Source organism: Actinomycetota bacterium, assembly GCA_023488435.1.
Classification (GTDB): Bacteria; Actinomycetota; Coriobacteriia; order Anaerosomatales; family UBA912; genus UBA912.
Window position 1 is genome coordinate 21,771 of the sequence record JAMDCK010000004.1, and the last position, 13,881, is coordinate 35,651.

The 13,881-nt window shown below is 59.5% G+C and carries 10 protein-coding genes and 2 pseudogenes; 1 reads left to right on the forward strand and 11 read right to left on the reverse strand.

All coding sequences use genetic code 11. The annotated features are described in order from the left end of the window. Positions 1-46 precede the first annotated feature (46 nt). From M1617_00460 to M1617_00475, 4 genes and pseudogenes are all read right to left on the reverse strand, one after another. Positions 47-2,200, reverse strand: coding sequence for an ATP-binding protein (locus M1617_00460; GenBank protein ID MCL5886772.1), 2,154 nt, complete (start codon positions 2,198-2,200; stop codon positions 47-49). Positions 2,201-2,318: 118 nt separating this feature from the next. Next, positions 2,319-3,710: pseudogene (locus tag M1617_00465) on the reverse strand (ATP-binding protein). Then, positions 3,707-5,236 carry a hypothetical protein gene (locus M1617_00470; GenBank protein ID MCL5886773.1) on the reverse strand — a complete coding sequence of 510 codons (1,530 nt, stop codon included), beginning with the start codon at positions 5,234-5,236 and terminating at the stop codon, positions 3,707-3,709. Before M1617_00470 ends, M1617_00465 begins: the two are co-directional and overlap by 4 nt. A 1-nt stretch (position 5,237) precedes the next feature. Next, entirely contained in the window at positions 5,238-6,344 is a 1,107-nt protein-coding gene (locus tag M1617_00475) for a site-specific DNA-methyltransferase (protein ID MCL5886774.1), read from the reverse strand. A 200-nt stretch (positions 6,345-6,544) separates the two neighbouring features. Here M1617_00475 and M1617_00480 point away from each other — a divergent pair, with 200 nt between their 5' ends. After that, the gene (locus M1617_00480) at positions 6,545-7,006 is read left to right on the forward strand and encodes a peroxiredoxin family protein (GenBank protein MCL5886775.1); all 462 of its coding nucleotides are present in this window, start codon (positions 6,545-6,547) and stop codon (positions 7,004-7,006) included. Here M1617_00480 and M1617_00485 read toward each other — a convergent pair. The 7 genes and pseudogenes from M1617_00485 to M1617_00515 all read right to left on the reverse strand — a co-directional run. Further along, the gene (locus M1617_00485; protein ID MCL5886776.1) at positions 7,003-7,884 is read right to left on the reverse strand and encodes a nucleotidyl transferase AbiEii/AbiGii toxin family protein; all 882 of its coding nucleotides are present in this window, start codon (positions 7,882-7,884) and stop codon (positions 7,003-7,005) included. The genes M1617_00480 and M1617_00485 overlap by 4 nt on opposite strands. Next, positions 7,881-8,672, reverse strand: a complete 792-nt coding sequence (locus tag M1617_00490) for a type IV toxin-antitoxin system AbiEi family antitoxin (GenBank protein ID MCL5886777.1) — start codon at positions 8,670-8,672, stop codon at positions 7,881-7,883. The genes M1617_00485 and M1617_00490 overlap by 4 nt, the downstream gene beginning before the upstream one ends. 230 nt (positions 8,673-8,902) lie before the next feature. Beyond that, positions 8,903-10,144 carry a DEAD/DEAH box helicase gene (locus M1617_00495; GenBank protein ID MCL5886778.1) on the reverse strand — a complete coding sequence of 414 codons (1,242 nt, stop codon included), beginning with the start codon at positions 10,142-10,144 and terminating at the stop codon, positions 8,903-8,905. Positions 10,145-10,303: 159 nt separating this feature from the next. After that, complete coding sequence (locus tag M1617_00500; GenBank protein MCL5886779.1) at positions 10,304-11,629, reverse strand: citrate/2-methylcitrate synthase; 1,326 nt, start codon at positions 11,627-11,629, stop codon at positions 10,304-10,306. Between the two features lie 101 nt (positions 11,630-11,730). Continuing rightward, a pseudogene (locus M1617_00505) lies at positions 11,731-12,474 on the reverse strand (citrate synthase). 205 nt (positions 12,475-12,679) lie between these two features. Next, on the reverse strand, positions 12,680-13,069 hold the full coding sequence (locus tag M1617_00510; GenBank protein ID MCL5886780.1) for an aspartate 1-decarboxylase: 390 nt from the start codon (positions 13,067-13,069) through the stop codon (positions 12,680-12,682). Between the two features lie 138 nt (positions 13,070-13,207). Further along, positions 13,208-13,881, reverse strand: a 674-nt coding sequence (locus M1617_00515) for an inner membrane CreD family protein (protein ID MCL5886781.1), incomplete at its 5' end; no start/stop codon positions are given.

Sequence of the window (13,881 nt, forward strand, 5' to 3'; positions counted from 1 at the left end):
GGACGTGTGGGTGGCACTGTATGTCACTAACACATGAGCACCTAATTCAGGCGCCAGCTACTGTGGTGCGCCCGGTGGCACGCACCCAAGTCTTGCCCCGTGAACCGTCAGGCAGAATGGGCTTGTAGCTTTCCCATACTCCCTCCCCAAGAACCTCATCCAGGGCTCGTTTGGTTATCTGATAAGCTAGTTGGTGTCTCTCTTGATCAGGCATGATCCGGGATGGTAGTGCGTCCATTAGGGCCCTTTGGACATCGAACCACCTCACACCATCCGCACTTCTCAAACGTCCGACAAGCTCGCTGCTTGCCGCAATAGTCGCGATCGCCTTGCGAACCTGGGTCTCACGGACATCGATACCCGAGTGCTCGGTGACCTGCTGCTCCTCCCCATCGCCGTAATCGGCGCCTTCTTCTTCGACAACCTCTGGTGCTGGCGACGACGTCGCCACGCCTTCGCCCCCTAGTGCCTCTGCGAATTCCGCGCAGGCGCGCGACGCAAAGGTTGCCACCGCCTCACCTCGGTACTCCGGATCGCGCGTCTTGAACATCTTTTCAAACGATAGTACTCGCAGTGGAATCGGATAGGGGGTTCCCCCCGAGCTACTCCAGAACACGCCTTGGCCGACAATAGGTTCATTGAGCAGCGAGCTCAGGATATCGTCCGAAAAGTGGGCATTGGCCTTCTTGATTGCATATAGGTCGCCTGCCGACAGGAGGTGGAACGAAAACCAATTATCTCCCTGACTCAGAAGCTCATTCGAGATCGCGCCCGGCTGCTGGGTGATGAGCACTGCGCCTAGGTCATACTTGCGACCCTCTTTAGCCCATGAGACATATGGACCCTCGGTTGCGCCTTGCCCGAGTACGGACTGCGCCTCCTCGACAACAGCAATAGTCGGAATCGTCTTCGGGTTCCGTCGTGTGAACTGGTCCTGATTGTGAGCAAATATCTTAGACAAGATGAGGCCCGAGAGTATGAGTGCCGGCTGCCCACGCATCTGGGAGACATCGACTACACAGAGCTTGCCCTCCTCAAGGGCACGAAGCAGCATGTCAAGCATGGTGGAACTGGGGTCGTGTAGCATGTTCACGATTTGGGTCATATTCGCCCGAGCGGCATATAGCTCCACGTCCTGGCCCTGCTCCAACCTCAACAATGGCTTGAGCACTTCAGGCTCAGCGTTGTTGCCATGACGATATATCTCGTCGACAAGTCGCGACCACGACTCGGAGTTCATCGCCTTCAGTTTACGGACGTTCTGCTGATCCTGTTTCTCGGGTGCCAATGCAATCGATACGACGTCACCGGGCTTGAGCCGCCTGATGTCAAGCTTGATGCCTGCGGCCGTGAATGACTGATAGAAATTGCTCGGTGCCTTGCGGTTGGTGAAAACCACCAGTTTGTCCTCGAGGTGAGTCACGTCACACAATCCTGGGCGCCCCTTGTCATCGGGCCAGAAGTACTCTCCGTCCGGGTCGAAAATAAGCGTGCCGACAGGTGCCTTGCGTCCGCCGCGCTTCTCGACCATTGGGGTCTCCTCGTACAAGTTGCTGAATAGCAACTTGACCAGATTAGACTTCCCGAAGCCCGCTCTTGCAAACACGAATGTTCGCCGCGCTACCATGTGCCGCTCATTGAACTTTGGCACAACCGTCGGATAATGAGCCTGCATTCCTTCGTCCAGTTCGACCCTGTCGTCATCGCCCGAGTACACAAACTCCCCTAGGGCAAGGAAGCCAAGGTCAGCTCCATCGAGATTATGTCCTGCAACTTCTCGCAGGACCTCGTCCGACAGGAATGCTACCTTACTACCCACATGAGGCAGGCGCCGATGAGAGGGAATGAACGCTAGTTTCTCTCCCACTGACTTCACAACACCCAACACCCGGATGTTCACTCGGTACTTGAGGTAGTTCGCACGCAGGTCCTCTGGAATATCTCGATCGTCGTTTATTGCACGCAAAGCGAAGTCTTCGCCGGCTCCGGAGGCTAACCGGCCGTGAGCCGACATCGAGGTGATGCGCCCAAGCACCGCTTCGTCATCGTGCTCAAGAGCCACCAGTAAGAACTGCCCGTGCATCGGGGCCTTCTGGTACATGCTCTGATACGGCAGTACCAGGTCGGCGTGGAATTCGAGTCCTCCTGCCGAGAAGCCCAAAAATGCCCCGGCTACCTTATCTTTCGGGAAAAGCCTCATCCAAACCTCCGCTCAGAAACATCTCCGTGATCCAGTTGAGCGCGATCCAGGATGTGCCTGCGCTCCTCCGGCAGTAATCCCCGCACAGCCTCAAGAACTTCGTACTGCATGATGCTGGCTTGCGACCCTCTTTAGCCCATGAGACATATGGACCCTCGGTTGCGCCTTGCCCGAGTACGGACTGCGCCTCCTCGACAACAGCAATAGTCGGAATCGTCTTCGGGTTCCGTCGTGTGAACTGGTCCTGATTGTGAGCAAATATCTTAGACAAGATGAGGCCCGAGAGTATGAGTGCCGGCTGCCCACGCATCTGGGAGACATCGACTACACAGAGCTTGCCCTCCTCAAGGGCACGAAGCAGCATGTCAAGCATGGTGGAACTGGGGTCGTGTAGCATGTTCACGATTTGGGTCATATTCGCCCGAGCGGCATATAGCTCCACGTCCTGGCCCTGCTCCAACCTCAACAATGGCTTGAGCACTTCAGGCTCAGCGTTGTTGCCATGACGATATATCTCGTCGACAAGTCGCGACCACGACTCGGAGTTCATCGCCTTCAGTTTACGGACGTTCTGCTGATCCTGTTTCTCGGGTGCCAATGCAATCGATACGACGTCACCGGGCTTGAGCCGCCTGATGTCAAGCTTGATGCCTGCGGCCGTGAATGACTGATAGAAATTGCTCGGTGCCTTGCGGTTGGTGAAAACCACCAGTTTGTCCTCGAGGTGAGTCACGTCACACAATCCTGGGCGCCCCTTGTCATCGGGCCAGAAGTACTCTCCGTCCGGGTCGAAAATAAGCGTGCCGACAGGTGCCTTGCGTCCGCCGCGCTTCTCGACCATTGGGGTCTCCTCGTACAAGTTGCTGAATAGCAACTTGACCAGATTAGACTTCCCGAAGCCCGCTCTTGCAAACACGAATGTTCGCCGCGCTACCATGTGCCGCTCATTGAACTTTGGCACAACCGTCGGATAATGAGCCTGCATTCCTTCGTCCAGTTCGACCCTGTCGTCATCGCCCGAGTACACAAACTCCCCTAGGGCAAGGAAGCCAAGGTCAGCTCCATCGAGATTATGTCCTGCAACTTCTCGCAGGACCTCGTCCGACAGGAATGCTACCTTACTACCCACATGAGGCAGGCGCCGATGAGAGGGAATGAACGCTAGTTTCTCTCCCACTGACTTCACAACACCCAACACCCGGATGTTCACTCGGTACTTGAGGTAGTTCGCACGCAGGTCCTCTGGAATATCTCGATCGTCGTTTATTGCACGCAAAGCGAAGTCTTCGCCGGCTCCGGAGGCTAACCGGCCGTGAGCCGACATCGAGGTGATGCGCCCAAGCACCGCTTCGTCATCGTGCTCAAGAGCCACCAGTAAGAACTGCCCGTGCATCGGGGCCTTCTGGTACATGCTCTGATACGGCAGTACCAGGTCGGCGTGGAATTCGAGTCCTCCTGCCGAGAAGCCCAAAAATGCCCCGGCTACCTTATCTTTCGGGAAAAGCCTCATCCAAACCTCCGCTCAGAAACATCTCCGTGATCCAGTTGAGCGCGATCCAGGATGTGCCTGCGCTCCTCCGGCAGTAATCCCCGCACAGCCTCAAGAACTTCGTACTGCATGATGCTGGCGTCGAAGCCAGCAACTTGCGCAAACCCGTGTGCGTTCTGCAGGCAACGGGGGTAATACGGCACTGGAAAACCGTTGATCGCATCAGAAAGCAAGTGGCCGAACACCTCCTGGGCACTGTCGACTTGGGAATCGAGCAAGTCTATCGTCCAGATTGGATCTGAGACACGCTCTCCGAATCGCACGAAGAACATCTGGCCTGCCTTGAACTTGGCAGCCTCGGCCCCCTCCTCGGCGTCGCCCCTCCCGCGCGCCCACTCATCCCACTTGTAAGCCTTGGCCTCCAATGCGGTGGGGATCGCGATGTAGCGCGCCCCACCACCCGGGATCACGTTCTCGAGAGCCATAGCAAGCTGATAGCGCTGCAAGACCTTCGAGTGCTTCGCTATACCGACAAGGTAGATGTTGCGCTTGTTGATCCTCCGGGCCCGTTCAACCGCCTCTTCGATTCGCTGCATCATTCTAACGAAAAGATCGCCGGCGAATATCTTCGAGCGAAGCAGACCATCACGAACAACGAGCGTGTCCGTGCCGAAGTCACGCGATACGATCAGACGATACAGCACGGCCCACTCAACTAGATCCCGATACACTTGGACCCAGGACGTGCTTACCTTCTCCGGCGCCTCGCGAACTTTGATTCCTAGGGGAATCATCGGACTCAAGTCATGCAAGTGATGTGTCTTGACCCCTAGCTCGTCCATAAGAAACCCGAGGTCTGACGTGGGCTTATGGGCTTCGTCGAACTGGCGGCGCGATAACACATCGGTATCGGTAGTGGGTGAAACAACGTCCAGACAAAGCTGCTTTCCACAGGAGTCAACGACACGAACCATCTGGAACAGGAAAGGATCGAATTCTAGCCGGTTGTTACCACCATCACTTGCGACGAGCGAGACAGCTGTGGTCGTGCGAGGCCGGATAACCCGCACGGCGGACTTGAGCGCACTCACTTCTTCGCAAAGGATGTCTATAATCCGCTTGTCTGCCTGAGCGCAGGAACGAATGGCATTCCGGACAAGCCTCAAGTCATGCAAGTGATGTGTCTTGACCCCTAGCTCGTCCATAAGAAACCCGAGGTCTGACGTGGGCTTATGGGCTTCGTCGAACTGGCGGCGCGATAACACATCGGTATCGGTAGTGGGTGAAACAACGTCCAGACAAAGCTGCTTTCCACAGGAGTCAACGACACGAACCATCTGGAACAGGAAAGGATCGAATTCTAGCCGGTTGTTACCACCATCACTTGCGACGAGCGAGACAGCTGTGGTCGTGCGAGGCCGGATAACCCGCACGGCGGACTTGAGCGCACTCACTTCTTCGCAAAGGATGTCTATAATCCGCTTGTCTGCCTGAGCGCAGGAACGAATGGCATTCCGGACAAGCTCGATGTCCTCTGGGTTGAGCATCCTATCCCCTCAGAATCGCAGTGACGTCGATTTCTGTTATCGGCTTACTGCGAACAAATCCAAACTGCTGCGCTTGGCGGCGGCCCGAATCGGCAGCACCCGCATCGTTGACAGCGAGCACCCCCCAGTCGGAGCTCGCTCGCTCCAGTGAATCCAAAATCAACTCCTTTGGGTCCGATGGAACACTGGGCACCGCACCGAAACGAATTGACAGTCGACATCCCGCTATCGAGTGGTCGGCCACATTGTCCCATACCTGCGCTATATCCTTCGCGAAAGCAGCGGGACTCGAGGTGTCGAGTTGCCGGTCGGCAGAGTAGTCAGGTGATTCATCTCCTCCCAGAAACCAGTTCCGCAACCATTGGTCGGACATATAAGTTCGCATCCCATAATATGGTGGAGAGGTCACTACGTGCGAGAACGGACCGACACTTGCTGGCAGCTTGGCCTTGCGTGAGTCTGCCTGCAGGACCATGCCCCTCACCGCAGGCGGCGCGCCACCACACGCTCGCTGTGCGCGGCGCTCAACGATGTCCATTACAGACACGTACTGAGGAGTCATTTCGCGAGCCTGCCAATACCTCACAGCACCAGCGGGCTTGGTGGCATAAGTGCGCGGCATCTGGTTGGAAAAGTAAGATTGCACGCTCTTCCCGCGTGGTCCGTGCAAAGCTCCAAGCATAACGGCGCGCAACATGATGGCCGCATCGCCTATTAGACTCGCGTCCAGTAACCCCTGCCGAACGGCACAGATCTCGCGAAGCGTCTCTCTATGATACGCCAGACGCCAGAACTCGCCGAAGGGTAGCTCAGCGGCATCACGATGAGTACGAATCAGGTGCTCCGTGAGATCGATAGTATCTTGAGCGGTTGTGGCCACCAGTTTCGCTGCGGCGATCGCAACTGCCACCGGACTCGCATCAACACCCACTGTCGGCAATCCAAGCAGACGGGCTGCGAAGTTGGTAGTTCCTCGGCCACAAAAAGGATCGAGCACCCAACCTGAAGTGCCCTCGAGCGCCGAGAGCGGGAATTCCGGCTTGAACATCGTATAGTAGGGAGCAACAGTGTTGAGGGGGTGATTTGCAGGTCCGGCTGCGGGGGTCATGCATAGCCTCCTTGCCCGAGCCGCTCGAGAGCGAGGCCCTCATGGTCCACATAGAAACGGACGGTCGTCAATCGCTTGTGGGTGTCCGGGACTCCCCTCGATGTATAGGTTCTCATTTGCCCTGAGAATAGCATAGCGGGGCATTGAAGTGCGGTTCTGCCCTATACTATCCCCAGGCCGCCTTCTGAAAGGAGCCCGACATGTCCCGAGTAGCCCTGGATGCCGTCGCTCCGGATTTCACACTCCCCGACTTCACCGGCAACCCGGTGAGTCTCTCGGACTTCCGAGACTGCAAGCACGTGCTCCTGGTCTTCAACCGCACCTTCGTTTGACCGTTCTGCCGAAGGCACATGGCGCAGTTGCGCGATACCCACCCTGAGTTCGTGAAGCGCGATATCGAGGTCGTCGTGGTAGGCCCCGAGAACGCCCGCGCATTCGCGCGCTACTGGAAGGACCACTCGCTGCCCTTCATCGGCTTGCCCGATCCGGCGCACACGGTGCTGAAGCGCTACGGCCAGGAAGTGAACCTCTTCAAGTTGGGCCGCATGCCAGCGCAGGTGCTCATCGACAAGGCTGGCACGGCCCGCTTCGTCCACTACGGTCACAGCATGCAGGATATCCCCGAACCTGCCGAGATACTCGCCCTCGCCGAGGAGCTCTAGCTAGAGTCTCGATTACCGAGCTGGGCGATGGCCTGCCGAACCTCCCACTCGTCGGCCTTTACGCATTGAGCCCAGCGCGCCTCTTCTTCCGAAAGATCGCGCAAGAATAAAAACCTGTCCCTGATGACTTCAATCCAGCCATAGACATCAACGGGAGTGGTGAGATAACCGATCGCCTCGGGCTTGAACTCATCCGCAGATCGCTCTCGCAAAATCTCCTCTGGATCGAATGGTCGATCGCCAAGTCCGTCGTCGGCAACGTCAGTCCACACCTTCAGGGCGAGCAGCCTCCGCACCAGAACTTCATCGAACGGTCTCGCCGAAACCCACGCTAGGTCATATAGGTCGCGTGCGAGGCTTCCACGTCGATACCGGGCCAGCTTCTCGGCAATGGTCTCTTCGATACGTGCAACAGGTATGTTCGGCAGTGGAAAGGCATAGCGGTTATGGATCGGCAGCGGCACAAACGGCATCCTTTGAGCGCGAAGCCAAAGTGGCCGTCGGCCAAGATCCAGACGCGCAGGCACGTCTGTCTCTCCGAAAGGACTTTTGATGAGGAGGCGCATTCGCTGGGTTCCATGGATCTCTTCCACCCCGAACGTGAACTGATCGACTCGTGCGCCGTCCACCACCGCGACAAGGTGTGCCGCCGATGTGTCGTCGAAACCGGCGAAATCCAGATCCGTGGAAAACCGTCCCGCGTTGCCCGCCCACACCTTGCGAAGTGCCGTTCCCCCCTTGAGCGTGATGCCGAGGTTGAAGATCCCTTCTCGTGAAAGTAGGTGCAACAAATGATCCTGGGCGATATCGATGATCGCCGGGCCGCGGCCACCGCGTCGTCCCTGGTAATGCCGGGCCAGATGCCCCTCTGTGATCATGTCGATCCCACCTCGAATCCAGTCGAATCGATCACATCATAGGCAGCATGGAACCTTCCGCGACCGTGGCGATCCCCAAGGTAATACGGCCCTCTACCTGCAGGAGCCGACTCTGCGATGACTGAAGCCACGTCGGCGGCACCGCCACGTTCCATGAGATATGCCGCGCGAAGCCAGGCTGCGGCAGGACGATCGGCTAGCTCATCGACAAGATCATTTGCCTTCGTGGACTGTGCCGCCTGTGGCAGCCATTCACCGACATTCGGCCAATCGTGGTAACCGGCTGGACGGGTAGCCATGAAGGCGAGAAGTGTCGCAGGGGACCAGACAGGCAGTCCTTCACGGTGCATCACCGCAGCAGACGGTGCCCACCTCACGATGCGATATCCACAGAAGGACTTAGGTGGCCGAATCCCTGGCGGCGCACCGACGCATTCGATCTCCGGCCTTCGACTCGCGAATCCGAGAAGGTAAGCGGCCGACTCGGCAGCGACCGCGAACCGAACCTTGGGATCACGGGCAAGCACCGCACGTAACTCAATAAGCGGATCACCGGAACCAAACGCTCCGGCCCGAGCCGCTGGGGCGAACTCCCACACGCCTTTGGTAGCCAACGGTAGTAGCCAACCCAACTGTCGGAGCCTTTGCGCGATCAAGCTGGTCGGCCATTCGACACCCGCTTCCAGTGCAAACTCGGTGAGGTCAGCGGCAGTGACGACCCGTGGCTGTTCGAGCTCGAGGAGCTGCACCACCGGCGCGAGGCCCCGCGGAATGGTTCTGACTGTCATAAATACACCTTTTATTATCTGCAACCGATATTGAAAGTGTCCATTATGACAGTCAGTATGTCAACACTGGATGAATGTCGGACCGCCTCGCCTAAGTCGAAAGGAATTCATTCAGTGAGCCCTGAGTCACATTTGTCCTCGCAGGCAAGGACGAATCAGCGCCATATTGTCCCTATCCTCAATGACGCTATCGCCCTCGCCGAGGAACTCTAGCGGGCTCCGGTCGACCTCTACCCGGTACGACGACCCGCGCGCCCACTGCCGCCTCGGCGGCCTGAGCGAGGCCTCTGGCGAGTCCCGTTCCACAGCAGGGCCGGGGCTTTGATGCCGCGATCCTCCGCGGGTATCTGGCGCGGCGAGTACTGGAATCCTTCGAGGTCGGCCACTGCAAGCACGGAGCCGAGCTTGCGCTCGATCTCGGTGAGCGTGGGGAACTCCTCGGCAGAGAGGAAGCTTATCGCGGTGCCGCTTGCACCGGCGCGGGCGGTCCGGCCGATCCGGTGGACGTAGTCCTCGGGCGTGTTAGGCATGTCGTAGTTGATGACATGCGAGACCTCGTCGACGTCGATGCCGCGGGCGACAACGTCGGTCGCTACCAGCACCGGCGAGCGGCCGGAGCGGAAATCCTCAAGCGCTCTCTGGCGCTGCCCCTGCGAACGGTCGCCGTGGATGGCCGCGCTCGGCACGCCTTTGCGCTCGAGCTGCTTACTGAGACGCTCGGCGCGATGCTTGGTGCGCGTGAAGACGAGCGCACGGGTGTGCTCGTTGCGCTTGAGCAGGTCGATGAGCAGGTCGGTCTTTTGCGTGCCGCATACCGGGAAGAGGCTCTGGTCGATGCGCTCGACCGGCGTCGACGGCGGTGAGACCTCCACGCGCACGGGGTTGGTCAGTGTCGACTCGACGATCTTGAGCACCTGGGGTGACATCGTCGCCGAGAAGAGCAGGTTCTGGCGCTTGTCGGGTAGCAAGGCGAGGATGCGACGGACGTCGGGCCAGAAGCCCATGTCGAGCATGCGGTCAGCCTCGTCGAGCACGAGCGTCTCGACCTTCGACAGGTCCACGGCCCTGCGCGCATGCAAGTCGAGGAGGCGGCCGGGGCACGCTATGACGACATCGACTCCCTTGCGGAGCTTGTCGACCTGCGGCTGCAAGCCGACGCCGCCGTAGACCACAGCGCAGCGATGGCCGGTGTTGCGCGAGATGCCTCGGACGACCTCGGCGATCTGAAGCGCGAGCTCACGAGTGGGTGTGACGATGAGTGCCCGGACTCCCTTGCGGGTGGGCGTACGCTGCAGCAACGGCAGGACGAACGCGGCGGTCTTGCCGGTGCCCGTCTGCGCGACGCCGACAACGTCGGTGCCCTGAAGGATATGCGGGATGGCCTCACTCTGAATGGGGGTGGGTTCTGTATAACCCATCCGAGACACGCCGCTGAGCAGGCGCGGCTCAAGGCCGAGCTGGTTGAAAGACATCTGTTTTCTCCTGTACCGTGCGCCGTATGCGGGTCGCACTGCGTTGGCAGACGCAGTCGATCCTTCACACGTGCGGCACTTTGGGCGGCACAGGACAACCGAGTCTTGGTGATAAGTCAACGCAGTCTAGCACAGACCTGCCGAGAAAAGCGAATCGCCCTACCGCTGGTCGATCGGGACGTACCCTCGGCGTGGGCCGACCGCCTTGTACGCGGGTCGGATGATCTTGCCGCCGGTCGCGAGCTCCTCGATGCGATGCGCACACCAGCCGACCACTCGCGAGACCGCGAATAGCGGCGTGTACAGCTCCTTGGGGATGTCCAGCATCTCGTAAACGAATCCGGAGTAGAAGTCGACGTTGGCGCTGACGCCCTTCTGCATCTTCCTGCGCCCGGCGATCACGCGCGGCGCGATCTGCTCGATCCGCTCGTAGAAGCGGAACTCGTCCTGGCGGCCCTTCTCGGCAGCGAGCATTCCGGCGTAGCGCTTGAGGATGAGCGCACGCGGGTCGGAGATCGAGTAGACGGGGTGCCCCATCCCGTAGATCAGCCCGGCGTTGTCGAACTCGCCCTTCTCTAACATCCTGCCCAGATAGGCTGCAATCTCATCATCGTCTGCCCAGTCCGAAACGCGCTTCTCGGCGTGCTGAAGCATCTCGAGCGCCTTGTTGGCGGCGCCTCCATGCCGAGGACCCTTGAGCGAGCCCAGTGCCGCCGCGATCACCGAGTACGTATCCGTCATCGTCGAGGTGACCACGTGGGTCGTGAAACTCGAGTTGTTGCCGCCGCCGTGTTCGGCGTGCAAGACCAGCGCCATGTCGAGCAAGGTCGCCTCGAGCTGGGTGTATTTGGAGTCGGGCCTAAGCATGTGCAGGAAGTTTTCTGCGGTCGAGAGCTCGCGCACCGGCTTGTGGAGCACGAGGCTCTTGCTATGGAACTCGTCCATGTGCGCCTGGTATGCATAGACTGTGAGCAATGGTAGCTTGGCGATCAGGTGCAGGCTCTGGCGCAAGACGTTGGCGATCGAGTTGTCGTCGGCGCGCTTGTCCAGCGTGTAGAGCGCGAGCACGGTGCGCGCCAGCGCATTCATGATGTCCGAGCTGGGCATGTCGAGGATGCCGTGATGCACGAAGTGCCTTGGTAGCTTCCTGTAGCCTCCGAGTGCGTCCTCGAACTCAGCGAGCTCGGCAGCGTCCGGCAACTCGCCAAAGAGGAGCAGGTATGCGGTCTCCTCGAATCCCTGACGACCCGATGATGTGAAGCCTTCGACGAGCTCGTTGATCTCAATCCCGCGGTAGATGAGCTCGCCCGGAGCGGGACTGCTGGTGCCGGTATCGGTGGAGTACCCAATCACGTCACCGATCTGGGTAAGGCCGGCCACCACGCCTCGGCCGGACTCATCCCGCAGGCCTCGCTTCACGTTGAACTTCTCAAAAAGCTCCGGCGCAAAGATGCTGTTCGCCTCGGCAAGGGCGCTCCAACGCATTAGGTTCGCATCGGTTCTGGGCATAGATCCTCTCCTGCTTACATATCCACATGTGCCTGGGCACTGATTCGCTATTTTGACGTCAGCGCAAAGCCCGTCATCGTCGAGGTGACCACGTGGGTCGTGAAACTCGAGTTGTTGCCGCCGCCGTGTTCGGCGTGCAAGACCAGCGCCATGTCGAGCAAGGTCGCCTCGAGCTGGGTGTATTTGGAGTCGGGCCTAAGCATGTGCAGGAAGTTTTCTGCGGTCGAGAGCTCGCGCACCGGCTTGTGGAGCACGAGGCTCTTGCTATGGAACTCGTCCATGTGCGCCTGGTATGCATAGACTGTGAGCAATGGTAGCTTGGCGATCAGGTGCAGGCTCTGGCGCAAGACGTTGGCGATCGAGTTGTCGTCGGCGCGCTTGTCCAGCGTGTAGAGCGCGAGCACGGTGCGCGCCAGCGCATTCATGATGTCCGAGCTGGGCATGTCGAGGATGCCGTGATGCACGAAGTGCCTTGGTAGCTTCCTGTAGCCTCCGAGTGCGTCCTCGAACTCAGCGAGCTCGGCAGCGTCCGGCAACTCGCCAAAGAGGAGCAGGTATGCGGTCTCCTCGAATCCCTGACGACCCGATGATGTGAAGCCTTCGACGAGCTCGTTGATCTCAATCCCGCGGTAGATGAGCTCGCCCGGAGCGGGACTGCTGGTGCCGGTATCGGTGGAGTACCCAATCACGTCACCGATCTGGGTAAGGCCGGCCACCACGCCTCGGCCGGACTCATCCCGCAGGCCTCGCTTCACGTTGAACTTCTCAAAAAGCTCCGGCGCAAAGATGCTGTTCGCCTCGGCAAGGGCGCTCCAACGCATTAGGTTCGCATCGGTTCTGGGCATAGATCCTCTCCTGCTTACATATCCACATGTGCCTGGGCACTGATTCGCTATTTTGACGTCAGCGCAAAGCCCCCGGTTCGCCGACCGTCGATAGTATAGCGCAATCCGTCGGCTGCGTTGTTCTATAACCCTGCTACGGTGCTCGGGAGCAAAAGTCTCGCCCCCGCTTTCGGCGAATCCTTCAGATCAGGGCATGGGCGGTGAAGGGACGCTCGACCCGTTTCTCTCGGATGCGATTGTCGCTATCGACGAAAACAGCTTGGGGGCACCAAGACCTGGCCTCTGTGTCCCCAAGTTCGATAAAGGTGGCAAGTATGACCAGGTCGCCCACTGAGGCGTGATGTGAGGCGGAGCCGTTGAGGCACACCGTCCCAGATCCCGCCGCTCCTGCCAGGGCGTAGGTTGTGAGGCGGGCTCCGGTCGTCACGTTCCAGACCTCGATGGCTTCGTGCTCGATGATACCGGCGGCCTCCAGCAAAGTGGAGTCGACCGTCACGCTACCCTCATAGTCGAGGCATGCCCCGGTCACCGTCGCGCGGTGGATCTTGCCGCCCAACATCCGGCGTCTCATGTCCGCTCCCTTCCGGGTACCCGCCTTCTCAAGGTCGGATCCCGTTCCGAAGTTCAATCGTGTGCGACAGTCTAGCACCTCGCCCGTGCGCGGTGAAGCGCGATCGATGTCGCAAACCCGGGATTGCCGCGCCGAGGTCTACGCACCGAGCGATTGCTGCTCTTCGGCGAATCTCTGGCGAGCCGCAGCCCTTTTCGCTGCCCGTTCGGTGGCGCTGCGTTCGAACACAGAGCTCCAGTCGATGCGGGCGGTGCGTACCATGAAGTACGCCAGCGTGAGGATCGCGCCGATCGTGATCGCGAGCCCCGTGTTGCCCTCGAAGAAGAAGCTGAAGCTGAAGAGCACCAGGAAGATCAGTTGCCCGATAGCCGCCTCGGCAAGTGTGCGGAAGTCCGGGATCGCAAGGCGCAGGTAGCCCACGCAGAGCACCACCGAGACTGCCGAGGCTATCGCGAACGCCGCCATCAGGTCGATGCGGTCGACGAGGTACGCGAAGAGCAGGTGGAAGGCGAAGAATCCGGCTGCGAGGAAGGCGTAGTTCACTGGATGGAGGTTCACGCGGCGGATCGTGGTGACGAGCACCATCGCCGCGAAGTAGAAGAGCAGCGAGACCGGCGCGAAGAAGGATATCCGCGATGCCACAGGTCCGGGATTGAGCGGCGTGGGCATCGAGATCGCCATCGCACGGCCGCTTACGAGGGTGTCGTAGCTCCAGGTGAGCTCCCAGCCGTCGTCGGTGGCCTGCCGCGAGGTCGGCGAGACGCCGTCGGTCGGGAAGTCGAAGTCGTTGAAGTCGGTGTTCATCACCAGCG

Excerpts from the sequence above, each read along its gene's own strand:
- M1617_00470 (MCL5886773.1), bottom strand. The coding sequence starts at position 5,236 with ATGCTCAACCCAGAGGACATCGAGCTTGTCCGGAATGCCATTCGTTCC.
- M1617_00495 (MCL5886778.1), bottom strand. The coding sequence starts at position 10,144 with ATGTCTTTCAACCAGCTCGGCCTTGAGCCGCGCCTGCTCAGCGGCGTG.
- M1617_00485 (MCL5886776.1), bottom strand. The coding sequence starts at position 7,884 with ATGATCACAGAGGGGCATCTGGCCCGGCATTACCAGGGACGACGCGGT.
- M1617_00490 (MCL5886777.1), bottom strand. The coding sequence starts at position 8,672 with ATGACAGTCAGAACCATTCCGCGGGGCCTCGCGCCGGTGGTGCAGCTC.
- M1617_00475 (MCL5886774.1), bottom strand. The coding sequence starts at position 6,344 with ATGACCCCCGCAGCCGGACCTGCAAATCACCCCCTCAACACTGTTGCT.
- M1617_00460 (MCL5886772.1), bottom strand. The coding sequence starts at position 2,200 with ATGAGGCTTTTCCCGAAAGATAAGGTAGCCGGGGCATTTTTGGGCTTC.
- M1617_00500 (MCL5886779.1), bottom strand. The coding sequence starts at position 11,629 with ATGCGTTGGAGCGCCCTTGCCGAGGCGAACAGCATCTTTGCGCCGGAG.
- M1617_00510 (MCL5886780.1), bottom strand. The coding sequence starts at position 13,069 with ATGAGACGCCGGATGTTGGGCGGCAAGATCCACCGCGCGACGGTGACC.